This window comes from Carnobacterium sp. CS13 (assembly GCF_016653495.1).
Taxonomy (GTDB): Bacteria; Bacillota; Bacilli; order Lactobacillales; family Carnobacteriaceae; genus Carnobacterium_A; species Carnobacterium_A antarcticum.
This window is the reverse complement of record NZ_CP067364.1, coordinates 2,215,105-2,238,748: the sequence shown is the minus strand read 5'-3', so window position 1 is coordinate 2,238,748 and position 23,644 is coordinate 2,215,105. Positions and strand designations below refer to the sequence as shown.

Annotated in this window: 21 protein-coding genes; 20 read left to right on the top strand and 1 reads right to left on the bottom strand. The window is 35.3% G+C overall.

Features of this window, described 5'->3' with window-relative positions; translation table 11 throughout:
* Nucleotides 1-348 precede the first annotated feature (348 nt).
* The 12 genes from JHE06_RS10545 (at nucleotide 349) to JHE06_RS10490 (ending at nucleotide 11,300) form a co-directional block, all read left to right on the top strand.
* Complete coding sequence (locus JHE06_RS10545) at nucleotides 349-795, top strand: DUF2871 domain-containing protein (protein ID WP_058919356.1); 447 nt, start codon at nucleotides 349-351, stop codon at nucleotides 793-795.
* Between the two features lie 71 nt (nucleotides 796-866).
* A complete protein-coding gene (locus JHE06_RS10540) occupies nucleotides 867-1,799 on the top strand; it encodes an ABC transporter ATP-binding protein (RefSeq protein WP_058919355.1) in 933 nt (310 codons plus the stop codon).
* Nucleotides 1,796-2,620 (top strand): ABC transporter permease, encoded by an 825-nt coding sequence (locus tag JHE06_RS10535; RefSeq protein ID WP_201088733.1) that lies wholly within the window; start codon nucleotides 1,796-1,798, stop codon nucleotides 2,618-2,620. Before JHE06_RS10540 ends, JHE06_RS10535 begins: the two co-directional genes overlap by 4 nt.
* A gap of 348 nt (nucleotides 2,621-2,968) precedes the next feature.
* Nucleotides 2,969-3,607, top strand: a complete 639-nt coding sequence (locus JHE06_RS10530) for a YczE/YyaS/YitT family protein (protein WP_236253579.1) — start codon at nucleotides 2,969-2,971, stop codon at nucleotides 3,605-3,607.
* A gap of 229 nt (nucleotides 3,608-3,836) precedes the next feature.
* Nucleotides 3,837-4,586: a GntR family transcriptional regulator gene (locus JHE06_RS10525; RefSeq protein ID WP_328706720.1), complete on the top strand. Its 750-nt coding sequence runs from the start codon at nucleotides 3,837-3,839 to the stop codon at nucleotides 4,584-4,586.
* 115 nt (nucleotides 4,587-4,701) lie between these two features.
* On the top strand, nucleotides 4,702-5,196 hold the full coding sequence (locus JHE06_RS10520; RefSeq protein WP_201088730.1) for a PTS sugar transporter subunit IIB: 495 nt from the start codon (nucleotides 4,702-4,704) through the stop codon (nucleotides 5,194-5,196).
* A 28-nt stretch (nucleotides 5,197-5,224) separates the two neighbouring features.
* Nucleotides 5,225-6,013 (top strand): PTS mannose/fructose/sorbose/N-acetylgalactosamine transporter subunit IIC, encoded by a 789-nt coding sequence (locus JHE06_RS10515; protein ID WP_201088729.1) that lies wholly within the window; start codon nucleotides 5,225-5,227, stop codon nucleotides 6,011-6,013.
* Complete coding sequence (locus JHE06_RS10510; RefSeq protein ID WP_201088728.1) at nucleotides 6,003-6,818, top strand: PTS system mannose/fructose/sorbose family transporter subunit IID; 816 nt, start codon at nucleotides 6,003-6,005, stop codon at nucleotides 6,816-6,818. The genes JHE06_RS10515 and JHE06_RS10510 overlap by 11 nt, the downstream gene beginning before the upstream one ends.
* Before the next feature lie 12 nt (nucleotides 6,819-6,830).
* Nucleotides 6,831-7,250, top strand: coding sequence for a PTS sugar transporter subunit IIA (locus tag JHE06_RS10505; RefSeq protein ID WP_201088727.1), 420 nt, complete (start codon nucleotides 6,831-6,833; stop codon nucleotides 7,248-7,250).
* 284 nt (nucleotides 7,251-7,534) lie between these two features.
* Nucleotides 7,535-9,460 carry a heparinase II/III family protein gene (locus JHE06_RS10500; RefSeq protein ID WP_201088726.1) on the top strand — a complete coding sequence of 642 codons (1,926 nt, stop codon included), beginning with the start codon at nucleotides 7,535-7,537 and terminating at the stop codon, nucleotides 9,458-9,460.
* A gap of 52 nt (nucleotides 9,461-9,512) precedes the next feature.
* On the top strand, nucleotides 9,513-10,490 hold the full coding sequence (locus tag JHE06_RS10495; protein WP_201088725.1) for a hydroxyacid dehydrogenase: 978 nt from the start codon (nucleotides 9,513-9,515) through the stop codon (nucleotides 10,488-10,490).
* A 36-nt stretch (nucleotides 10,491-10,526) separates the two neighbouring features.
* Complete coding sequence (locus JHE06_RS10490) at nucleotides 10,527-11,300, top strand: sugar phosphate isomerase/epimerase family protein (protein ID WP_201088724.1); 774 nt, start codon at nucleotides 10,527-10,529, stop codon at nucleotides 11,298-11,300.
* 708 nt (nucleotides 11,301-12,008) lie between these two features.
* Here the strand turns inward: JHE06_RS10490 and JHE06_RS10485 are convergent.
* On the bottom strand, nucleotides 12,009-13,688 hold the full coding sequence (locus JHE06_RS10485) for a protein O-GlcNAcase (RefSeq protein WP_201088723.1): 1,680 nt from the start codon (nucleotides 13,686-13,688) through the stop codon (nucleotides 12,009-12,011).
* A gap of 298 nt (nucleotides 13,689-13,986) precedes the next feature.
* Here JHE06_RS10485 and JHE06_RS10480 point away from each other — a divergent pair, with 298 nt between their 5' ends.
* The 8 genes from JHE06_RS10480 to JHE06_RS10445 all read left to right on the top strand — a co-directional run bounded on the left by JHE06_RS10480 (nucleotide 13,987) and on the right by JHE06_RS10445 (nucleotide 23,503).
* Entirely contained in the window at nucleotides 13,987-15,072 is a 1,086-nt protein-coding gene (locus JHE06_RS10480) for a DUF871 domain-containing protein (protein WP_201088722.1), read from the top strand.
* Nucleotides 15,073-15,328: 256 nt separating this feature from the next.
* Complete coding sequence (locus tag JHE06_RS10475; protein WP_058919351.1) at nucleotides 15,329-16,375, top strand: PTS sugar transporter subunit IIC; 1,047 nt, start codon at nucleotides 15,329-15,331, stop codon at nucleotides 16,373-16,375.
* Nucleotides 16,376-16,414: 39 nt separating this feature from the next.
* Nucleotides 16,415-17,341 carry a 2-dehydropantoate 2-reductase gene (locus tag JHE06_RS10470; RefSeq protein WP_058919350.1) on the top strand — a complete coding sequence of 309 codons (927 nt, stop codon included), beginning with the start codon at nucleotides 16,415-16,417 and terminating at the stop codon, nucleotides 17,339-17,341.
* Between the two features lie 373 nt (nucleotides 17,342-17,714).
* Nucleotides 17,715-18,350, top strand: a complete 636-nt coding sequence (locus JHE06_RS10465) for a CBS domain-containing protein (RefSeq protein WP_058919349.1) — start codon at nucleotides 17,715-17,717, stop codon at nucleotides 18,348-18,350.
* A 9-nt stretch (nucleotides 18,351-18,359) separates the two neighbouring features.
* Nucleotides 18,360-19,196: a pyruvate, water dikinase regulatory protein gene (locus JHE06_RS10460; RefSeq protein ID WP_201088721.1), complete on the top strand. Its 837-nt coding sequence runs from the start codon at nucleotides 18,360-18,362 to the stop codon at nucleotides 19,194-19,196.
* Between the two features lie 74 nt (nucleotides 19,197-19,270).
* Nucleotides 19,271-21,895 carry a pyruvate, phosphate dikinase gene (gene ppdK / locus JHE06_RS10455; RefSeq protein ID WP_201088720.1) on the top strand — a complete coding sequence of 875 codons (2,625 nt, stop codon included), beginning with the start codon at nucleotides 19,271-19,273 and terminating at the stop codon, nucleotides 21,893-21,895.
* A gap of 199 nt (nucleotides 21,896-22,094) precedes the next feature.
* On the top strand, nucleotides 22,095-22,748 hold the full coding sequence (locus JHE06_RS10450; protein WP_201088719.1) for an ABC transporter ATP-binding protein: 654 nt from the start codon (nucleotides 22,095-22,097) through the stop codon (nucleotides 22,746-22,748).
* Nucleotides 22,745-23,503: an ABC transporter permease gene (locus JHE06_RS10445; protein WP_201088718.1), complete on the top strand. Its 759-nt coding sequence runs from the start codon at nucleotides 22,745-22,747 to the stop codon at nucleotides 23,501-23,503. The genes JHE06_RS10450 and JHE06_RS10445 overlap by 4 nt, the downstream gene beginning before the upstream one ends.
* The last annotated feature ends 141 nt before the right edge of the window (nucleotides 23,504-23,644 follow it).

Here is a 23,644-nt window from a genome sequence, read left to right as displayed (position 1 = left end):
GGAGCGAATAGAGATAGGAAATTCATAGATCGTCGAGTACTATTTATGAAGTAGACATATAGTATATGTAAGATAAAAGTAGTTGGATAGAAAACAGGAACTGAGGCTTTTATCTCAGTTTCTATTTTTTTTAGTAATTTACATAAAACAAATAAGTTTGCTGATGCTTTTACAACTATTCTTATAACGGCATTGAATACTACAAAATTATTTTCAATAGAATGAACTCGTCTTTCTTGACATCATTATCGTACCTCGTTATACTAATTCCATAAAGTTACACATGTGTAACTTTGGGAAGATAACATGGAAAAATAAGGTATCAAAGACCAAAGAGGAGGAATAAAAATGAAACGATTATTAAATACTAGTCTTTTTTATGCTGTTTTTGGTTTAGCAGCTGGTTTATTTTATAGAGAATTTACGAATGTCTATAATTTTACGGGGTGGACGCCGCTAAGCGTACTCCATACGCATGCTTTAATGTTAGGGATGTTTACATTTTTGATTTTGCTGCTGTTTGAAAAAGTATTCCACATTACACAACACAAAAAATTTAAGCCATTTTACATGATTTACAATATAGGATTATTATCGACTTTACTGATGCTGACGGTTAGAGGCGTTACGACGGTTTTAGGAACAGATTTAACCTCAGGAGCAAACGCTGCTATTTCTGGCGTAGCCGGCTTAGCACATATTCTCTTGACCGTAGCTATCATACAATTGTTTATTCTGCTGTATACCATCATTGGTAATGAAAACAATCTCGTTAAATCTAGTCAAAAAGAATAATTCAGACTCCATTTATTTTTTGTTATAAAAAACAGAATTCCAGGTAAAAAAAACGAAAAAGGAGAATGATGATGAAACCGATTATTGAAGTTAAAAACTATACCAAGAAGTATGGCGACTTTACAGCAGTGGATAACGTTTCTTTTGAAGTAGAAGAAGGCAGTGTTTTTGCCTTTCTTGGTCCAAATGGAGCGGGAAAAAGCACGACTATCAACACACTGTGTACAATGATGGAAAAAACATCAGGAACGTTGCTGATTGACGGCAAAGATGTCTCAAAAGAAAAAGATGAAGTACGCAAAGCGATTGGAGTCGTTTTCCAATCACAAACATTAGACGAGAAAATGACTATTTCCGAGAATTTGAATATGCATTGTGTTTTTTATAGTATTCCTAAAAAAGAAGTGAAAGACAGAATTCATTTTGTACTAGAGCTTGTGGACCTGCTTGATTGGAAAGACAAAAACGTCTCTAGTCTGTCAGGTGGAATGAAGCGGCGGGTTGAAATCGCTCGTGCTTTGTTACATTATCCAAAAGTGTTGTTTCTAGATGAACCAACGACCGGATTAGATCCTCAGACGCGTAACCGCATGTGGGAGTATATTACAAAACTTCAGAAAGAAAAAAACATTACAATATTTCTGACCACCCATTATATGGACGAAGCTGAAATTTGCGACCATGTGGCGATTATGGATGATGGAAAAATTATGGTGGACGATACTCCTGAAAACTTAAAACAGCAGTATACAAAAGATAAAGCGACTTTGCATGTAAGCAGTCCGGAAAAATTTGAAGAAGCATTAACAAAGGAACACGTTGGTTACCAAAGAGAAAAAGAAACGTTTTATGTCGATGTTGATGCAGCTAACATTCAGACTTTTTTAGATTTTATTCAGCCGTTTAAAAACGAAATTCAAGACTTAGAAATCAAAAAAGGAACATTGAATGATGTGTTTTTGAAAATTACAGGTAAAGCTATAAGAGAGGAGACTTCAGAATGAGAACGATCACGGCACTATGGTTAAGAAATATTCGAGGGTTTGTTCGCGACCGAGTAAAACTGATTACTTCGCTTGTTATTCCATTCTTCTTTCTCTACGTTTTTAGTTCAATTTTTAAAACAGATCAAGTAGAGGATCCAACTGCCTTTTTACTAGCTGGGATCACTGTTGCAACAGTATTCCAAACCTCATTAAATATTGCAACGTCTACAATTGATGATACAGTCTCAGGGTTTATGAAAGAGGTTTTAGTCAGTCCGACTAGCCGCTTGCAAGTAGCACTAGGTCAAATATTATCAGCAGCTACTATCGCAACAGCTCAAGGTATATTGATTCTGATTATTGGTTTCTTTACAGGGTTGAGGTTTGACCATTGGCAAACGATTTTTTATGTAGTAGCGGCACTGATTTTGATCGGTTTAGTGTTCTCGGGATTGGGTTTATTTTTAGCTTCTATGGTAAGAAGCTCATCTACCTTCCAAGTGGTACAGCAAGCCGTCGTACTGCCATTCACATTTTTATCGGGTGCATATATTCCAATCGAGTTTTTGCCTAAAGTATTAAAGTTCGTTTCTTATTTTAACCCCATGACTTATACCACGGCTTTTTTCAGAACGATCATGTTAGAAAAAGGCGATTTAACTCAAGCAGGGTGGTTAAAACTAGGTTTAGCATTTGATTTCAATGGATTTATCGTAACACCGTGGATGAGCGGAATCGTGATTGCTGCTTTTGGCGGCTTGTTCTTATTCTTAGCTACAAATTCTTTTGTGCATGCGGATTTTAATAGAATTTCTCGTAAACCAGCAGCAGGTAAATAAAGAAATATATAGGAGACATGGCACAAAAGTTCTCTCAGAAAAACACATTTCAAAACTAATTGTATAGTAGTTTTGGAATGTGTTTTTCTATGAGACTATTAAACTATACAGCAGTGAGAGATCTTTTTTACAAAAAATACTTTTGTTTAAGTCTCATATTATGCCTATATTGAAAGGAGAGGCATATAAAGTTCGACATCATTGAATACCACTAATCACAATTTTGATATTATTTAATTTATGCATTTATGAAAAAAACAATAACTGTGCTATAGTAGTTTCTGATTAAATTATTCATAGAAAGTTTAATCTAATAGCAAAGTAATTGGAGGTAATTGTTTGAGTAATATGGTAAAACGTTATAGTATGTTTTTTTTAAGTCTGTTTATTATGGGGTTGGGTATCGGGTTAGTTACAAGTTCAAATCTAGGTACTTCGTCTATCTCTAGTATTCCTTATGTCTTGAGTATGATTTACCCATTAAGTTTTGGAATGTTTACTTTTATAACAAATATACTTTTTGTTATTTCACAGAAAGTTATTTTAAAAGAAAAATTTCCTAAAAGACAATACATGCAGCTAGTAGTTGGTCCTTTTTTTGGCCTATTTATTGATTTAGGAATGTTTCTATTTGTTTCTATCCATCCAACTACTTATTTAGAGCAATTAAGTATTTTATTATTAGGCTGTACTATTTTAGCTTTTGGAATATTTGTTCAATTAGCTGCTAATGTCATTACTAATCCAGGAGAAGGGTTTGTAAACGCTATTTCAATTAAGTGGAATAAAGAGTTTAGCAACGTAAAAGTAATTTCAGACTTGGTTTTAGTTCTAATAGCCGTATTATTTTCTTTTATTGCATTTGGTACGATACGTGGCATTCGTGAAGGAACTATCTTGTCCGTTATTGTAGTAGGCCCTATGATAAAATTATTCAAACGGATTTTTAGTTATCCGAAATTTCAAAATTTAAAATCTGAAAAATGAAAATACATCAAAAAAAGTGCCTAATCATAACGGAGATATACTTAATTTGTAAGAAATTTATAATTCGCAGAAAAGTGATCCGCATGTACTGATGCTAATGTACATTAAACGTAGATTTTTAATTTTTTTAATAAAAGGTTGTATTTTAAAAAAAATACAGGTATGATAACGGTAACAGTTAACATGTTAACCCGTTAACGTGTTGATTCGAAAGAGTTAGAAAAGAGGGATTCCAATAGAACCTAAGTATGCAACAATAAAAAAAGATATAAAAAAAGAAATTGAAGATGGACATTTTAATCCCGGAGATAAGATCTATACAGAAGGAGAATTGAAAAAAAAATACGATGTGAGCAGTACGACTGTAGTAAGAGCTTTGCAAGAGCTTGTTTTAGAAGGTTTTTTAATTCGAAGACAAGGAGAAGGAACATTTGTACGCAAATATTCTAAACACAAAAAAGTATTTTTCAACGAAGAAATTCCTATCTTTAAAACGTATAGTGATGAAATAAAGCAAGGAACACGAGAAGGAATAAAAACTCTTTTTATTAAAGACATTAAAGATGAAGATATTGCTAAAAAGTTGAGATTGTCTTCTAAAGAAGAAACAATTGTACATTTTTGTCGAATAGCATATTTAAATGATGTTCCTTGGTCATTCAAAAATAGTTATATAGCGAAAGATAGAATATCAAATATAGACTATAAGAATGAAACAGCTTATTCTTCTTTATCAGAGATGTTAAAAAAAGAAATGAACATCAACTTACTTCAATTACCTATGGAAGAAACGATAGTAGTTGAACATCCAGTGAACGAAGAGATAGCGGAGGATTTGAAAATTGATAAGAACAGCCCAATTATTCATGTGAAAAAAATTAGTTATTATCCCGATGGTTATCCCTTCGAATATTCTGATAGTTATATGAATCATCACTATTATTCAGTTCGTATAAAAACCGATTCTGCATTTGAATGAAATTGGCTAATAACTGATGAAGTAGAAGTAACTACAAGTGCTATTAAAATAGCACTTGTACATTATAGATATTGTTCTATTAAATTAAAAATAAAAATAAAAAGGAGTAATAATAATGACAACACCCAATATAAAAATGCTTAGAATTGATGAACGCTTAATCCATGGACAAGGACAACTATGGTTGAATTCACTAGGTGTGAATCTTGTAATTGTTGCTAATGATAAAGCCGCAACAGATAGTTTGCAACAAACATTAATGAAAACGGTTGTACCATCTAAAATAGGAATGAGATTTTTTACTATCGAGAAAACAAATGAAATTATTTTTAAAGCAGCGCCGGCTCAAAGTATATTTGTAGTTGTAAAAAGCCCAAAAGATGCACTTAGACTTGTCCAAGGCGGATTCCCAATAGAAGAAATCAATATAGGAAATGTTCATGCTGCAGAGGGAAAAGATAAGGTATCACAGTTTATTTCTTTAGGAGAAGAAGATAAAGAGTCTTTGAAAGAATTAAGAGATAAATACAATATTAAGTTCAATACAAAAACATCTCCAGTTTCAAATGATGGAGTAAGCACAGTAAAATTATTGAAAAATTATTTTTAAATAGAAACTAAATGAGGAGAGAATCAATATGGACATAACATTAGTTCAAGCGTTGTTAATAGGTTTAATTACGGCGTTATGCTTTGCGGGGCAGTTATTAGGTATTTATACTAATAGAGTAATTGTTTTATCATTCTTTATAGGACTTGTTTTAGGAGATGTCCCCACAGCTTTAATGATGGGAGCAATTGGTGAATTAGCTTTTATGGGCTTTGGAGTAGGAGCAGGAGGTACTGTACCACCAAATCCCATGGGCCCAGGAGTAGTCGGTACAATCATGGCAATTACATTAAAAAATAGTGGAATGACTGTTGAAACAGCCTTAGCGTTATCGTATCCATTTGCAGTATTGTTCCAACTTGCAACAACAGTAGTATATACAGCACTTTCAGGAACAACTGCTAACATTAAAAAGGCTATTAGTGAAGGAAACTATACGAAGTTCCAAATATTATCGAATACAACATTTATGGCATTTGCACTAGTTGGATTTTTGATTGGGTTTGTTTCTGCTATTAGTATGAGCAGTCTTCAAGCTTTTGTTGAAGCTTTTCCTACTTGGTTGATTGATGGGTTTACAGTAGCAGGGGGACTATTGCCTGCAATAGGATTTGGCATGATTATGAGCGTTATGGCAAAAAAAGAACACCTTCCTTATGTTTTATTAGGCTATGCTTTGATTGCTTACTTAGATCTTCCAGTAATGGGAGTGGCAGTTATCGGCGCAGTTTTCGCTTTAATCATTTATTTCCAAAATGGTACCCGAGAAGGAAACACAACTACTAATGTAGAGGAGACTTATGAAGATGGAATATAAAGAATCAACTCTAACGAAAAAAGATTATATGAAAGCGTCCTTAAGATCTTATTTCTTACAAAATGGGTTTAATTATAATAGTTACCAAGGAACGGGCTATGCATTCATCATTTATCCTGCTTTAAAAAAGATTTATAAAAATGAACCAGATGAATTAAAAGAAGCATTAGGAGGAAATATAGAATTTTATAATACAAATCCTCATATGGTTCCTTTTATTACAAGTTTACAGTTAGCCATGTTGGATCATGGTGAAGATGTAGACGATGCAAGAAGTATCAAGATGGCATTAATGGGACCAATGGCAGGAATTGGCGATTCTATCGCTCAGTTTGGTTTAGCTCCATTATTTTCAACAGTTTGTGCAGGTTTGGCTATGGAAGGATTGATATTAGGACCTATCTTATTTTTAGTTGCCATGATTGGCGGAATGCTGGCCATTAAAGTGGCTATGGGCTATATAGGGTTCAAATTAGGCACGAGCGTTATTGATACGCTAAGTAAACAAATTGCTAAAATTTCGGAAGCAGCAAATATAATCGGAGTTACCGTCATATCAGGCCTTGCAGTTAACTTTGTAAAGGCAAATATTGCATTAGAGTATACAACTACCCTTGAAACTGGAGAAAACCAAGTCATTGCTTTTCAAACAATTTTAGATCAAATTTTACCAAATTTATTACCTGCGTTAATAACAATTTTGGTGTACATTCTAATTAAGAAATACAATTGGTCAACTTATAAATTAATTGGATTGTTGCTCGTTGCAGGAATTGCATTATCAGCCTTAGGCATTCTAGGTTAGGAGGAAAATAATATGTATAAAATAGTAGTAGTAGGACATGGAAATTACCCAACAGGATTGGTTTCTGCTTTAGATTTACTAATTGGATCTAATGAAAATATTATCCCTTTAAACTTAAATGAAGAAAGGACTCATGAACAATTTGAAATAGAAATAACAGAAATTTTAAAAGAAAACGCAAATGTTTTAGTATTTGCGGACTTAACCGGAGGAGCTCCGCATCAAATTTCAGCTAAAGTTATGATTGAAAATAACTTCTCTGAAAATCAATATGTAATCTCTGGAGTGACATTAAGTTTAGTTGTTGAATTAGCAATGAAAACATTATTTTCAGAAGTTGAAAATAGTGAGGTGGAAGAGAACATTAAAGATGCTATTGCCCAAAGCAGCGAAATGATGAATTATTTGTCAAGTGGGATGCTTAAAGAATGAATCAAACCATATGAATGTTTATACTAGCAATTTTCACCATGACATTCATTTTACAATCGTATCTACAGTATAAAAAAGCAAAAAAAGACAAAGAATCCTATCTTTAGTTTCAAAAGAAACTGAAGATAGGCAATTTTGTTTTATTGTCTTCTGGTATGGTATTTTAGGAAAGATTGTGAAGATGATAAAGATAGGTATATTATTAAAATCAATGAAAAAATTGAAGTTATCGCACAGTCAGTAGTAGCTATTGATAAACAGAAGAGCGAAGGGAGATTATCATAGTGCAGAAATTTAAAAACTATTTTTTAAAATATACTAACGGTAATTGGAACGATTTGGTGAAAACAACCCAGACTGCGACTCATTCTATCTATAAAGCGAATTTGATTTTAAATAATATTTTTATGTTTGATGATGCTTTAGATATGGAAGCTTGTTATATTCCTTATCACTTTAAAGTTATGGATTGGAGTTATACGCCTAATACAGACGTTGAGTGGGTTTTTATGTTGAATCGTCAAGGGTTTTTGATAGATTTGTTAACGGCGTATCATCTTACGGGAGAGACAAAGTATATTAATAAATGGAAATACCTCATCTTTGATTGGATCGAACATAATAGTGAAATAAATGATGAAAATGAAACAGCCTGGAGACCAATTGATACGGGGATACGCTGTTCTAATTGGATTCGTTCTTTAATTCTATTATCTGATAAGAATCATTTAACGGATAAAGAATGGGAGAAAATACAACAATCTTTAAAGCTACAAACAGATTCCATAAAAGAACGGTATTTGTCAAAACATACATTAAGTAACTGGGGAGTTCTTGAATTAACAGGATATCTTTCAGTTAATTTGTTTTTTCCCGAAATGATTTTAGATGAAAATGTTCAATGGGCTTGGGCGACCTTTGAAGAACAACTAGATATTCAGTTTTATAGAGATGGTTTTCATTGGGAACAAAGTCCATTATACCAATTTGAGGTTATCATGAGTTCAGCAATACTGCTGATGCATCATGAGTACTTGCAAAAAGAGATTCCATTTAATTTGAGAGAAAAATTACAACATGCTGCTTCAATAATCTATTATATGGAACAACCAAATAAAAAATTATTAGCTTTGCATGACAGTGACAGCGTGGACATTGATAAAGCAATTGCTATACTTAGTGCTCTAGACATAAGTAATACTAAAATAACTAGTAATGATTACCTTATTACTACAGGAATGAACTACCAAACCGAAGACAAAAAAACTGATTTCCCTAAATTCTATGCTGGTGAAGTTAGTGGTAACTATATTTATAAAGATACAATTAAAGGAACTTATTATAGTCTTTTTAATGGACGTCACGGAAGTAGTCATGGTCATGCAAGTCTAGGCCAATTTACTTTTGGGCTATATGGTCAAGACTATATAGTTGATCCAGGTCGGTTTACTTATGTACATGATTCTCCAATACGAACATATTTAAAATCACAAAGTGGTCACAATAGTATTGTACTTGATCAATATCCGCATACAGCGGTTGATGGTTCTTGGAGTTATAAAAACTTAGGAGAACCTTTGAGTAATAAAAGCTATGATGATGAAGACTACAACATTATTGAGGTAGTTTATAGTGGTAAAGGAAACAACAATCAAATTTACCTGATTAAAAGATTATTCATCCATATAAAAAAAGAAGAGACTTTTGTAGTAATAGATGTTATAGATTATCCTGGAGCACACACTTTTCAGAAGAATTATCAGCTAGATGCAGACGTCTTTCTTTCTAAAGATGCAGAAGGTTATTGTCTCACAAAGAATAAGCTGCCGATTTATATCTATACTACTTCTAAAGGTGTTTTTTCAACAAAACAGGGAATTGTTTCTCCTATTTACAATCAATTAAGGAATGCGGAAAAGATATATTCAGACAATACTTTTCTTGATTTTTCTATTGAAGCAACTGTTTTATCAAAAACGAGAGTTAAATTACAAGAAAAAGAAATTGTTCAAGATGATTCAGTATCTGTAGTATCTCCTGAAAATATGTATGGTATAGAAATCATAAATGAAGAGACTTCTTCTAAGTTAATGCTTTATTATTCAGATAAAGATACAGTTAAAGGAAATAAACTATTTCGTTCAGACGGTATAAACCTTTACGGTAAGCTCATAATAAAAAGTGAACAAAATAAAAAAGTGATTTGGTAAGTAAATATATAACTCTTAATGAGGTGATGAAGTGCTTAAGGGACTATTTATTATGGATAAGAATATAGTAAATCAAGTTTATCCTGATGATGTACAAAATGAAATTAGAACGTTAGTAGAAATTACTGCTCTACCACTTTCTAAACAAGAAGTAGAAGAAGACAAAACTATTTTAAATGATATTGACTTCATTTTTTCTAGTTGGGGTGGACCCACGCTAGATGAAGATTTTTTAAAACATGCACCAAAACTAAAAGCTTTATTCTATGCTGCAGGAAGTGTTAAAAAGATTGTGACAGAAGATTCTTGGAAAGCAGGAATTAAAATCATGAATGCTAATGTAGCAAATGCCATACCAGTTGCAGAATATGCTTTATCACAAATTCTTTTTTCTTTAAAAGACGGATGGCAAATGACAAGAAAATTAAGAGAAACTAAAGTATATCCCGAGATACCGTATATAAATGTTGTAGGAGCATATAAAAGTACTGTAGGATTGATCTCGTTAAGTGCAGTTGGTCGAAAAACAATCGAATTATTGCAGCCATTTGATTTAGAAGTGATAGCTTACGACCCATTTGTCAGTGAAGAAGAAGCAAAAGAATTAAACGTTAAACTTTGTTCGTTGGAAGAAGTTTTTCAAAAATCTGATGTTGTTTCTTTGCATAGCCCTTTACTAAAAGAAACTACCGGAATGATAACCGGAGAGTTGATAGTATCAATGAAAGACTATGCTACATTTATCAATACAGCTAGAGGAGCAATTGTTAAAGAAGATGAGATGGTAGAAATCCTTAAAAGACGGACAGATTTGACGGCTATATTAGATGTTACTTGTCCTGAACCTCCACCTAAAACATCTATGCTTTACACATTACCCAATGTTGTATTGACTCCTCATATTGCTGGCAGTATGGGAGGAGAGATGGGACGAATGGGTGCGTATATGTTAGAGGAACTTAAGCGATATCTTGATAATAAACCTCTAGATTGGGAAATAACAGAAGAAGCATTTAAACACATGGCCTAAACTAAGAAAAACACATATATAGAAAGGAAGTCTCATATGAATAAAACTGGTCTGTGTTCTGTAACATTCAGAAATTTATCAGCTGAGGCTGTTATTGATTGTGCAAACCATGCAGGTTTAAATGGAATAGAATGGGGCGGAGATGTTCATGTACCGCTAAATAGCCATAAGCGTGCTAAAGAAGTTGGGAAAATAACTAGAGAAGCTGGCCTAGACGTTATAGCATACGGTTCTTATTATCGGGTTGGAATAGAAAATGAGGCACCGTTCGAGGAGATACTTAAAACGGCTGTTCTTTTATCTGCTCCTGCTATTCGGGTATGGGCCGGCCGAAAAGGTTCAGATTTAGCAGATGAATCATACCGAGAACAGGTTGTTAAGGATACGAAAAGAATTTCTGAATTGGCTCAAAAAGAGAATATAGATATTTGTTTTGAATATCATAGAAAAACTTTAACGGATACTCCTGAAAGTGCTGTTCAATTAATGGAAGATGTGAGTTGCCCAAATGTTTATTTGTATTGGCAGCCTAGTATTGGCACGAAAACAAAAAAAAGAGTAGCTAATATAAAAAAAATCAAACCATGGCTAGCTTATATTCATGTTTTTTATTGGAAAGAGGAGATAGAACGTTATCCGCTTGTTGATGGAAAGAACGAGTGGAAGGAATATATTGAGGCAATTAATCAAGAAAATACAGGGAAATTTAGAGATAGATATTTTATGTTAGAGTTCGTTAAAGACGATGAAAAACAACAATTTTATGAAGATGCTGCAATTTTGAAAAAACTTTTAGAAGAAAAAATATAATTAAATAATAGTTGAACTAAAAACCCTTAAACTAAAGCTAATAATAGCTTGAAAATTCTTCATATTGACGTTGTTATTGAATAAAATATTAGTAGTATTTGATAACAGCAATAGCGTTATAATCGGGTACATTGATCGACAAAGATGTCATCTCTTTCTTCAACCTTCGTATCCCGTATTAAAGCTTATGAGGGAAGGCCAACGTTTGAATGCAAAGTGTTACTTAGTTTCCAAATAACTAATCGGGTTGGTCGATTTCTTGCATTTCTGTTTGTCAAAAGCAGCCTCTCGAATAGCAGAAATAAGAATGAGAGCTAATTTCATATGTGTCTTCCGTAACAGGTAAAGGACTGTATAATCCATAAAAGCTAGTATTACAGTAAATTGTTTAATGCTTTTCAGATTCATCACTGCATTTCTGAAAGCTTCCAGCATAATAATTTAACTGTTCAAATTACATTTTTTCACGTTCTTCAAAAGGCTTTGTTGCAGCGTTTCCAGCAACAACCCTAAATCACGAAGGTGAATATCCATACAGCGAAGATGGGTGCAGTCCCATTTGCTTAATTGCATGAGACAACTGTTTCATATCCAAATTTCTTTGGTAGTAGGTATTGGACAGTTTCAGTTCATGTTGATTCTCTAACTATGCTGTTTCGATTTTAAATGCCTTTAGATTATTGTTAGAGTCTTCAATGAGCCCCCATATCACTTAACATTTTCCTTTACTGCAGGCAGATCAGCTAGTTTCCAGTATTGGACAAATGCTGCTGGGAGATCAGTACCGATTCGGCAAGGAATATCGGCTAGCTTTGCTTGTGCCGAATGAACCTTGTCAGCATCGCCTGCTAGTATTGCCTGCCAATAATTGAAATCTTCTTGAACCCGTTTCAACCAAGGTCCGATCGCTTGTTGAAAAGCACTATCTCGGACTTCCGACAATTTCCAACTGGCTTCAACCAATTGTTCTAGTTGACCTGTAATAAAATCAACATCTTTTTCTCGGATAGCTTTTTGCTGTTCAAAGGTAAGGACTTCTCGTGTGTATTTGTTAGGATTAAATTGAGCAAAAACTTTTAACGAGTGAACATATTCAACCGGCAGGTACTCATTCAACGTTTTCTTCCAGCTGTCTGCTGTCTTATAGCCGGTCGGGTCCCAGAGAAATTGACTCATATTATGGATAGTCAATTTTGAGAGTTCCCATTGTGCCATGGGGTTAGAAACAACTCCAGCAACACGGAATTGTTCTTGTCCCAGCAATGGAGAACGGTTTTCGTATGGACTTAGAAAAAGCAATTCATAGTCTTTTTGATAATCGTTTACCGGAATGTTGTCCCAGATGATCATCGGACGCTTATAGGCAGCAGCCATGGTTTCAACTTCAGCAGTGGTGATTTGTGCAGCTAAAGTTGAAGGACCTGTCCAAAATAAGGGGATACTTTCCGGCATCTTTTCACTCAAAATCTCCAGATAAGACGAGTCTTGGTGATTATCGTATTCTGTTGGACAAACGACTAAACAGTAGTCTTCTAGTTCATTTTTTAAAAAATTGTCGACTTGCGTAACCAAATAGGCATGTGCACTGGCAGAAGAGGCAAACTTCTTTTTAGCGTTGCCTTTTAAGAGGTAGTCGATATCATCCAACAGCAAGCCGAAGTTTCTAATACCTGAATCGATTAACTGCTGTAATTTGGTCGTCAAAACTCTGACTTCTTCTGCTTGAGTGTAGTCAATATCGTTACCAGGACTAATCATATAATAAAAATCGATCATCTCTTTTTCAGCGGTTTCGATAAGCTCTTCAAACTGACAAAGAGCTTTTTCAGGATACAACGTACGCCATAATTTACGTTGGTAGACATCATCTTTTGGAGCGTACATATAAGTATTCATTCGATGGTTACCAAGATAACGCAGAACATCTAAGCGGTCGGAATGCTGCCAGGGAAGCCCGTAAAAGCCTTCGATAACACCGCGTACTTGAAAAGAAACCGAATGGGCAATTGAAATCAACAAACAGGCTGTGCCACTGGTAGTTTTTTCAAACAGCAGATTTAAAGCTTCAGCTGCGTAGCGAAAGCCGCGTAAGTTTTTGGTTTTAATAATGACTTCCTTCTGCTCGGTGACCGTTAAAGTAAAACTATCAGATTTTAAATTACGGTCAAACTCATGCGTTAATACCATATCGGTTTCTCCGGAAAAGTCATTCGGCACTATTTCAAAAAGGGTATCGGTTAGCCTGCTTCCAAATGCATCTTGAAAAGTCTCAAAACGGAAAAACTTTCCTGAAAATTTAATCTTTAAGGGCCCATTTGCAAAAGAAAGGTATTTGCCTTTCGTATAAACTTCTTGGTAGGCAGAGAATTTTTGTAGTAATGTTTCCAATTTTTTTCCTCCTAAAATAGAGTGAACTAAAAAAATGAATAGAATGATAATGTTGTAGTCTATTTTACTCCTATATACAGCTTTTAATAGATACAAACTATAGCAAAATTAGCAATAACTTAATGACTTTAATAAGGTTTAGACAATTTATCTTTTGGTAGTTCAAATTTCATTTCTTTGCTTTAACGTTTAGAACTTCGATTATCAAGAAAAAAGCTTATAGTCCTTTACAATTATACGGAAAACGCTTACCATGGATGAGTATAAGCAAAAAACAGAACTTTTATGGAGGGTTACAATGAAAAATATCGGAATTTCTATTTATCCAGCTAAAAGTACGTTTGAAAAGGATAAAGAATACTTAACTTTAGCAAGTAAATACGGCTTTACACGAGTTTTTATGAGCTTACTGGAAGTCGAAGGCGACACTACGGAAGTCGTTGAAAAATTCAAAAAAGCGATCAACTATGCGAATTCAGTTGGGATCGAAACGGTTTTAGATATCAATCCTGGTTTATTTGGACAGCTGGGGGTCAGCTACAGCGATCTGAGCTTTTTTAAAGAACTCGGTGCAAGCGCTATCCGGTTGGATCTAGGCTTTACAGGTGCTGAAGAAGCCCATATGACCCAAAACCCAGAACGGTTGAAAATTGAAGTAAACATGAGCAGCGGGACAAAGTATATTGACAATGTGATGAGCAACCAGCCGAATCGGGATTATTTAACAGCTTCTCACAATTTCTACCCGCAACTTTACTCTGGTCTTTCTCAAGAGCACTTTGAAAAGACAACTGCACAATTCAACCAATATAATCTTCATACCGCTGCATTTGTCACAGCCAAAAATGGCGAACTTGGTCCATGGCCGGTTCAAGCCGGGTTATGTACATTGGAACAGCATCGTTATTTACCAATCCATACACAAGTTACTCACTACAAGCTAATGGATTCGATTGATGACTTGTTGATTGGAAATGCATATGCTGCTGAAGAAGAATTAAAAGCTGTAGCAGAAGCTTATCTTGGAGCTTATCCACAATTGAAAATAGAGTTTACGGAAAGTGCAACAGATCTAGAAAAGAAAGTTATTTTAGAGGAAATCCACAGTTACCGTGGCGACCGTTCTGAATATATGATTCGTTCTTCTATGACACGTGTTAAATACAAAAACGAAGATTTCCCTGCACATCAAACAGGACAAATTAAAAAAGGCGATATTCTAATTTGTAATGATCAATTCGGGCAATACAAAGGCGAAACGCAAATTGCTTTGAAAGAAATGGAAGATGACGGAACCCGAAACATCGTGGGCCACATCAAAGAAGAAGCGGTATTCTTATTGGATTACTTGCCGCCTTCAGCCAGCTTCTGTTTTGTAGAATAAAATAAAAAATACCCCTGTAAAAGTCTGTTTCTATTATACTTTTACAGGGGTATTTAGTTAATGAAGTTAAATATTCATCTTGGCTAAGTTAGAAAATAATTAGAAATAGAAGTATTTACACGAATTAGTTCAAAAAAAATTGAAGTCTATAAAAGTTTGTGATATTATGAACTTGTAATAAAAATATGTGAAACAAATCACAGAAATAAAAAGTACATGTCTCTATCAATTAAAATAGGAAAGGTTGAGTTTAATAATGGAAAATAAAGTTGCGTATACAGGGAAAGATTATTTAAATAAAGTCTTAGCAGGAACAGCCTCAGGAGTCGTTATAGGATTGATTGCAAATGCAATATTGGGTTCGATCTTCAAGTCGCTTATACCGTATGGATCTGTATTTGAGTTATTAGCAAGTGTTGTCATGATCATGCAATTTATCACACCAGCAATTATTGGAGTTCTAGTAGCCTTGCAGTTTAAATTAAGCGGAATGGAAAGTGTCGTTATAGGAGCCGCCGCCTTTTTAGGTTCAGGTGCTTATCAAGTTACTGAAGCCGGAGTGCAATTAGTTGGTATTGGGGATTTGATCAACGTTATGCTCGTCTCTGCTATTGCAGTATTTGTTACACGGCTTCTGCAAGGTCGATTAGGTTCATTAACACTGATACTAATGCCGATCATCGTTAGTGTAGGTGTAGGCACGTTAGGTTTGATCATGCTTCCATATGTTGGCATCATCACTTCTTCACTTGGAAACTTGATCAACAGCTTTACTTCTTTACAACCATTACTAATGACTATCTTAATATCTATTGCGTTTTCTATCATCATTATTTCACCAATTTCAACCGTTGCGATAGGAATTGCTATCGGAGTTACTGGATTAGGAGCTGGAGCAGCAGCAGTGGGAATAACGGCATGTACTGCCATTTTAGTAATCGGTTCTATCCGAATCAACCAAACTGGGACAACCTTAGCCATTTTATTGGGAGCCATGAAAATGATGATTCCTAACTTGATCAAACATCCAAAAATCATGATTCCAGTTGTTATCAATGCCTTTGTTTCAGGAATTGGTGTTTATATGCTGACCATTCAAGGTACACCGCAAACAGCTGGTTTTGGAATTGTTGGTTTAGTTGGACCTATCCAATCCTTTAATATGGGAACAGGGTTAATGAACGTTCTTTTAGCCTACTTTGTGATCCCTTTTGTAGGTGGTTACCTTATTGACTTTGTTTGCAATAAAGTACTGCATATTTACGAGAATGATATCTTCAAATTTATACCAGCTTCAAATTAAATGAAAGATAATTTATTAAACAAATGGGGGAATTTTAAAATGAAAATAGCAATTGCGGGTTCTGGAGCTTTAGGTTGTGGATTTGGTTATATGATGCAAAAAAATGGAAACGACGTTACTTTGATAGACTTTTGGGAAGATCACATTAAAGCCATTCAAAAAAACGGTTTGACTATAACTGTAAATGGAAAAGAAGACAACATTGACATTCCCATAGGAAAACCTGCTGACATTAAAGACACATTCGATGCTGTGTTTATTTTCACTAAATCAATGGGCTTACGTCATATGTTAGAAGAAATTAAACACTTGCTGTCAGAAGATACTAAGGTTATCTGTTTATTAAATGGATTGGGACATGCTAAGACAATTGCTGAATACATTCCAGAAAAAAATATCATTATGGGTACGACTGTTTGGACAGGTGGGCTAGATGCGCCAGGGAAAACACATTTCATGGGTGAAGGTCCTGTTGAAGTCCAAAATGCGGATATCAACGAAAAAGAAAGTACCCTTCAAATAGTGAAAATGATGGCCGATAGCGGGTTGAACGGTGTCTATAGTCAAGATGTTCATTTTACAACATGGAGAAAAGCTTGCGTCAATGGCACAATGAACGCTTTGTGTTCCCTACTAGATTGCAATATTAAAGAGTTGTTCGCAACTTCTGAACATGAAGACCTGATCAAAGAAATCGTCAGTGAATTTTCTCTTGTGGCGGAAACTGAAGGTGTCCATTTAGACGTAGAAGAAACGGTTAGCTACTTGAAAGCGACAGCAGAAAAAGTTGGAGCTCATTATCCTTCTATGCATCAAGACTTGCAGAATAAACGTCTGACCGAAATTGACTTTTTGAATGGTACAGTAGCAAAAGAAGCAGAAAATAAAGGATTAAACGCTCCTTATAGTAAATTGATCACTCAATTGATTCATGCCAAAGAAGATATTCTAGGCATCAAGCGTTAAGGCAAATCAATATGCTATCTTAAATAAGACAAAGCACGACCTGATACTTTTAGTTAATGAGAGAGTAGTCATGCCCGAATGGGTTTAAAATGGAAAGAATATTCCTGAATTGTAGGATTTATTTAATTAAGAAAACATCAAAAAATAAGGAGTGAGGATAGATTATACTGTCTAATCTCCTTATTTTTTTGGTTTTAAATAGCTTAATTTATTGCTTATTTTCTTGACAACTAAGCAAATAAAACGGAAAAATGTTTTTACAAAGGACTTATTAAACAACAAGACCATTCAATAGAGTATATATTAGTTGACAATATTTTTAATGTGACATACTATATTGTGTATGTGATGGCTTATTGAAAGAGGGGAAACAATGGAACTAAGCGAACGTCAAAAAGAAATTATTGAGATAGTAAAAAAGAATGAACCGATTACAGGGGAAAATATCGCTGGATTACTAGGATTCTCTCGCTCAACGTTAAGACCCGATTTATCACTCCTGACATTAAGTGAATTGTTGATTGCGAAACCTAAAGTAGGGTACTTTTACAATGCCCATAGAGTAGAGCCATTTATAATAAAGGATATAAAGGAAAAAAAAGTAGAAGATGTTATGAGTGTTCCCGTAATCGTCAGCTCCGATACATCCATTCAAGATACTATAATAAAAATGTTTTTAGAAGATGCAGGCTCGATTTATATCACAGAACAACACCATCTTGTTGGGATCGTCTCTAGGAAAGACTTATTAAAAACAGTGATGGGGAAAATGAATATTGAGGAAATACCGATTAGTATGGCCATGACTAGAGTACCGAATATTGCCTATGTACTTAGTGGTGACTCGGTTGAGTTCGCTACAAAAAAACTTTTAGAACATGAAGTTGATAGTCTTCCGGTCATAGAATCTACTGATGGAAATGGACCGAGGCCGTTAAAAGTAATTGGCAAATTTTCAAAAACTTTAGTTAGCCGCTTATTCTTGAACATTATCAATAATGAAATTTAGGAGGATCATATGAAACCAGCAGCAATTTATCTTATTTCTGACTCGATAGGGGAAACTGGTGAGCAAGTCGTACACTCTATCCTTTCTCAGTATTCGTTAGAAGTGGAGAACATCAAAAAATATACCCATATATTAACTAAAAATATGTTAGATGCGGTGCTTATCAGTATCTCTCAAGAAAGAAATGTGGTTGTCTTTTATACATTGGTTCAAGAAGAATTAAGACAGCACTTAACTGATTTTGCTGAAAAACAGAACTTTCTTTTAGTGGATATCTTAGGAAACGGATTGGCTGCTATAGCGCAAGCGACCTCTTTAAAACCATTGGGAGAACCAGGCATCATCCGGAAAATGGATCGAGAATATTTTAACCGAATTGAAGCAATCGAATTTTCTGTTCGATATGATGATGGGAAAGACCCCAGAGGCATATTAAAAGCCGATTTAGTGATTTTAGGAGTATCTAGGACTTCTAAAACGCCTTTATCTATGTACTTAGCAAATAAAAATATTCGCATTGCAAATGTTCCACTTTTTCCTGAATCTGAACCGCCAAAAGAAATTTACCAAATTTCACCAACTAAAGTTATTGGTTTGACCAATACTCCTGAAAAGCTAAACAGTATAAGAAAAGAGCGGTTAAAGACTTTAGGATTGCCGCAAAATGCTAGTTATGCTGAAATGAACCGTATTTTGGAAGAACTAGAGTACGCTGATAAAATCATGAAAAGAATTGGTTGTTTAGTTATAGATGTCTCTAATAACGCCATAGAAGAAACGGCGAACTTGATTTTTGATTATATGAAAAAAACAAATACTGCTCTAATCAATAAAAATGAAAGTTAGTAATAATGATGAGTAGAAAAACGCAACGCATTCGTGTATAAAATAACAGATAAAAAAAGAAAGAGGCTGATAAAATGACTGAAAAATACGTTTATAACTTTAATGAGGGTAAAAAAGAAATGAAAGAATTACTTGGCGGAAAAGGGGCTAACTTAGCTGAAATGACGAAGATAGCACTACCTGTCCCTTCAGGATTCACTTTAACTACAGAAAGTTGTAACCGTTTTTTTGTTGAAGATCAAGTTATTTGGACTGGTTTAGAAATGGAAATCAATGATCATTTAAAAGAACTAGAGCAGTCGACGGGGAAAAAATTTTCAGACATGGAAAACCCGCTGCTTTTATCTGTTCGATCAGGAGCAGCTCATTCTATGCCAGGTATGATGGATACAGTTCTAAATTTGGGGTTGAATGATCATTCGGTCATTGGGCTGGCTAAAGCAACGTCTAATGAGCGCTTTGCTTATGATAGCTACCGCCGTTTTATACAAATGTTCTCAGATGTTGTCATGGAAATCCCTAAAATACATTTTGAATCCATCTTGGAAGAAGCTAAAAGGAAGCAGGGAGTTGCATTAGACAAAGAACTTGATGGAAATGATTTAAAAGAAATCGTTAAAAAATACAAAGAAGTGTATTTACAAGAAACTGGCGAAGACTTTCCGCAAGAACCCATGGTGCAGCTGATACTTGCTATCAAAGCAGTGTTTGCCTCTTGGAATAATCCAAGAGCAGTATTTTATAGAGAAATGCACGGGATATCTAAATTGAATGGTACTGCTGTCAATGTACAAGCAATGGTATTTGGAAACAAAGGAGAATCTTCTGGGACAGGAGTAGCTTTTACTAGAAACCCTGGAAACGGCGAAAAAAAATTATTTGGCGAGTTTTTATTAAATGCACAGGGCGAAGATGTTGTCGCAGGTGTTCGTACACCGAATGAGTTATCAGAACTAAAAGATCTGATGCCCAAAGTGTATCAACAATTAGAAATAGCAGCGAAAAATCTTGAAAGCCATTACAAAGATATGCAAGATATTGAATTTACCATTGAAAATGGAGAACTTTTTTTATTGCAGACCCGAAACGGAAAAAGAACGGCACATGCAGCCATCACTATTGCCGTTGATTTACACGAAGAAGGAAAAATTACTAAAGAAGAAGCTTTGTTAAGAATTGATCCCCAACAATTAAATCAATTGCTGCACCCGAATTTTGACGAAAAAGCTGCCGCTCAAGCAACGGTTTTGGCAAAAGGGCTTGCGGCTTCACCGGGAGCAGCTTCAGGAAGAATTTATTTTACTGCTGAAGCAGTAGAAGCAGCCTATGAAAAGGGAATAAAATCTATTTTAGTGAGACAAGAAACATCTCCTGAAGACATCTCTGGGATGGTTAAATCAGAAGGGATTTTGACAGCCAGAGGAGGGATGACTTCTCATGCTGCCGTAGTGGCTCGTGGAATGGGGAAATGCTGTATCGCCGGCTGTACAGAAGTGAAGGTCAATGAAGAGGAAAAGATTGTCAAATACAAGGGCGGCGTGTTAAGTGAAGGAGACGTTATTTCGTTAGATGGCACAACTGGGACCGTTTATCTCGGTGAAATAGAAAAAAGCAAGCCGACTTTAGGAGGCAAGTTCACCAAGCTGATGGAATGGATTGATGAAACCAAAACAATGGCTGTTCGTGCCAATGCGGATACACCAGAAGATGCGAAACAAGCCTTAGAATTTTATGCTGAAGGCATCGGACTTATCAGAACCGAGCATATGTTTTTTAAAGAAGGGCGAATTTCTTCATTCAGAAGAATGATTTTAGCTGAAACGGTTGAAGAGCGAGCAAAAGCGTTGAATGAGATATTGCCTATGCAAAAAAATGATTTTTATCAAATCTATGAGGTAATGGGAGAGCTTCCAGTAACGATCCGCTTGTTAGACCCACCTTTACATGAATTCATGCCTGTTAAAGAAGAGGAAATTCGCCAGTTAGCTGAAACGATGTCCTTGAGTTTAGAAGAGTTAAACGGACGCATAAATGAATTGCATGAAGTTAATCCAATGTTGGGACACCGGGGGGTTCGATTAGGAATAACTTATCCTGAAATCAGCAGAATGCAAGTAAGGGCCATTATGGAAGCTGCTTTAGAACATAAGTCGGATAAAAACAGCGACATTCAACCAGAAATCATGATTCCGCTTATCAGCGATGTAAAAGAATTGTCTTATATCAAAGCAGAAATAGAAGATGAAATCCAAAAAGTGTTCATTGAGAAAGGCAAGTCACTTGCTTATCACATTGGAACAATGATCGAAGTTCCTCGAGCTGCACTGACAGCTGATAAAATTGCCGAGGAAGCCGATTTCTTTAGTTTTGGAACTAACGATTTAACTCAGATGGGGTTTGGTTTTTCAAGAGACGACTCTGGTGGTTTTATTTCGGAATACATGAATAAAAATATTTTTGAAAACGGACCCTTTGATACCATTGATCAAGAAGGTATCGGTCAGCTAGTTGAAATGGCTGTCGAGAGAGGACGCATCACCAAACAGAATTTCAAAATAGGTATTTGCGGGGAGCATGGCGGGGATCCTGCATCTATTGAATTTTTCCAAAGACTGGGAATAAATTATGTCTCTTGTTCTCCATTCCGTGTACCCATTGCACGTCTGGCAGCTGCCCAAGCAGCGATTAACGATCGTTAGTTTAATCAAAACATAGGAGCAGAAGTTTTTTACAGGAATAAACAGGCCAAATGTTAGGTTTCCTAGTAGAAAATCCCCCGAAAGAAGAAACTTCATTGGATCATTAGTTGATAACTGTTATAATATAAGCTGCTCTATCAATGAGCAGCTTTTTTTATGTTTACATAAACTGTTTTAAAGAAAACAAAGGAGGAGACAGATGAGCAAACCGATTATTAAATTGACTCAACTGAGTTTTAAAGCAAATGATAACTTGATTTTAAATGACATCAATCTTTCCATTGAAGAAGGAGAATTTGTGACGATTACCGGACCATCTGGCAGCGGAAAAAGTACGCTTTTAAAAATAATGGCTTCTATGATCTCGCAAACGGCCGGCTCAATAGACTATCAAGGTAAGCGTCTAGAAGAGTATGATCCGATCGCGTACCGTAAAGAAGTTTCTTATTGTTTTCAGACAGCGGTATTGTTTGGGAAAACCGTTCAGGAAAACCTGTCTTTTCCTTATGAAATCAGACAAGAACCTTTTAACTCTGAAAAAGCCGCAGCTTATCTAATGAAGGTCGGATTGAATAAAACGTATTTGACAAAAAATATCAACGATCTGTCAGGTGGGGAAAAACAACGGATCGCTTTAGTGCGCAACTTGTTGATTACACCTAAGGTTCTATTGCTGGATGAAGTTACTAGTGCGCTTGATGCAGAAAATCAATTGATTATCAGACAGTTGATTCGAAAAATGAATCAAACAGAAGGCATCACGGTATTGTGGGTGACACATAACGCTGGCGAAATTGCAGAATCAGACCGTGTCATCCAGATTGTCAATGGAGAAGCGGAGGAAAAAAGATGAATTTAGAAATCAGCAACACTTCATTGTTACTTGCAACAGGATTGGTGTTGGTTGCACTAGGAGTTGTTTACAAAGAAAAGCTTGATTTAGGAAAAGACATTCTATGGGGCGTTTTTCGCGCTGTCGTCCAATTATTTGCTGTCGGTTATGTACTTGGATATGTGTTCAAGTTGGACAACACTATTGTCACACTGGCTATGTCATTGGTTATTGTATTTAATGCTTCTTACAATGCCGCTAAAAGAAGTCAAGGGATTCCGGGAGCGTTTAAAACATCTTTTATTGCAATTTTAACTGCGACTGCTTTGACATTGGTTATTCTGTTATTTTCAGGCTCCATTGCATTCAGCCCTTCTCAAGTCGTTCCGATATCCGGAATGATTGCCAGCAACTCAATGATTGCAATCGGAATTTGCTACCGAAACCTGAATAGTAAATTTGCCGATCAACGTCAGCAGATACTAGAAAAATTAGCACTGGGAGCGGACTTAAAACAAGCTTCCATTTCTATTGTCCGAGACAGTATTAAAGCGGGAATGTCCCCGACGATCGATTCAGCTAAGACGCTTGGCTTAGTCAGTTTGCCTGGGATGATGTCAGGGTTGATGTTTGCGGGAGTTGATCCGACACAAGCCATAAAATACCAAATCATGGTGACATTTATGTTGCTCTCAACGACTAGTATCGCTTCGGTTATAGCCAGTTATCGAGCCTATAAAGGTTTCTATAATGAACGAAAACAACTAATTGGTTAAAGAAAAAATGAGAAACAAGCCTGAGATTCTATTTCAGGCTTGTTTTTTTTGAGTGGATCAGGCAAGGAACAGTGCTTTACTAGTGGTGACGAAACGAAACGGGTATAATTCATATTATAGAATAGGAAAAGAAGCGCTCAA

Bases quoted from the DNA above. Each gene is read 5' to 3' on its own strand.
- JHE06_RS10545 (WP_058919356.1), top strand. From the start codon at position 349: ATGAAACGATTATTAAATACTAGTCTTTTTTATGCTGTTTTTGGTTTA.
- JHE06_RS10540 (WP_058919355.1), top strand. From the start codon at position 867: ATGAAACCGATTATTGAAGTTAAAAACTATACCAAGAAGTATGGCGAC.
- JHE06_RS10535 (WP_201088733.1), top strand. From the start codon at position 1,796: ATGAGAACGATCACGGCACTATGGTTAAGAAATATTCGAGGGTTTGTT.
- JHE06_RS10530 (WP_236253579.1), top strand. From the start codon at position 2,969: ATGGTAAAACGTTATAGTATGTTTTTTTTAAGTCTGTTTATTATGGGG.
- JHE06_RS10520 (WP_201088730.1), top strand. From the start codon at position 4,702: ATGACAACACCCAATATAAAAATGCTTAGAATTGATGAACGCTTAATC.
- JHE06_RS10515 (WP_201088729.1), top strand. From the start codon at position 5,225: ATGGACATAACATTAGTTCAAGCGTTGTTAATAGGTTTAATTACGGCG.
- JHE06_RS10510 (WP_201088728.1), top strand. From the start codon at position 6,003: ATGGAATATAAAGAATCAACTCTAACGAAAAAAGATTATATGAAAGCG.
- JHE06_RS10505 (WP_201088727.1), top strand. From the start codon at position 6,831: ATGTATAAAATAGTAGTAGTAGGACATGGAAATTACCCAACAGGATTG.
- JHE06_RS10495 (WP_201088725.1), top strand. From the start codon at position 9,513: ATGGATAAGAATATAGTAAATCAAGTTTATCCTGATGATGTACAAAAT.
- JHE06_RS10490 (WP_201088724.1), top strand. From the start codon at position 10,527: ATGAATAAAACTGGTCTGTGTTCTGTAACATTCAGAAATTTATCAGCT.
- JHE06_RS10480 (WP_201088722.1), top strand. From the start codon at position 13,987: ATGAAAAATATCGGAATTTCTATTTATCCAGCTAAAAGTACGTTTGAA.
- JHE06_RS10475 (WP_058919351.1), top strand. From the start codon at position 15,329: ATGGAAAATAAAGTTGCGTATACAGGGAAAGATTATTTAAATAAAGTC.
- JHE06_RS10470 (WP_058919350.1), top strand. From the start codon at position 16,415: ATGAAAATAGCAATTGCGGGTTCTGGAGCTTTAGGTTGTGGATTTGGT.
- JHE06_RS10465 (WP_058919349.1), top strand. From the start codon at position 17,715: ATGGAACTAAGCGAACGTCAAAAAGAAATTATTGAGATAGTAAAAAAG.
- JHE06_RS10460 (WP_201088721.1), top strand. From the start codon at position 18,360: ATGAAACCAGCAGCAATTTATCTTATTTCTGACTCGATAGGGGAAACT.
- ppdK (WP_201088720.1), top strand. From the start codon at position 19,271: ATGACTGAAAAATACGTTTATAACTTTAATGAGGGTAAAAAAGAAATG.
- JHE06_RS10450 (WP_201088719.1), top strand. From the start codon at position 22,095: ATGAGCAAACCGATTATTAAATTGACTCAACTGAGTTTTAAAGCAAAT.
- JHE06_RS10445 (WP_201088718.1), top strand. From the start codon at position 22,745: ATGAATTTAGAAATCAGCAACACTTCATTGTTACTTGCAACAGGATTG.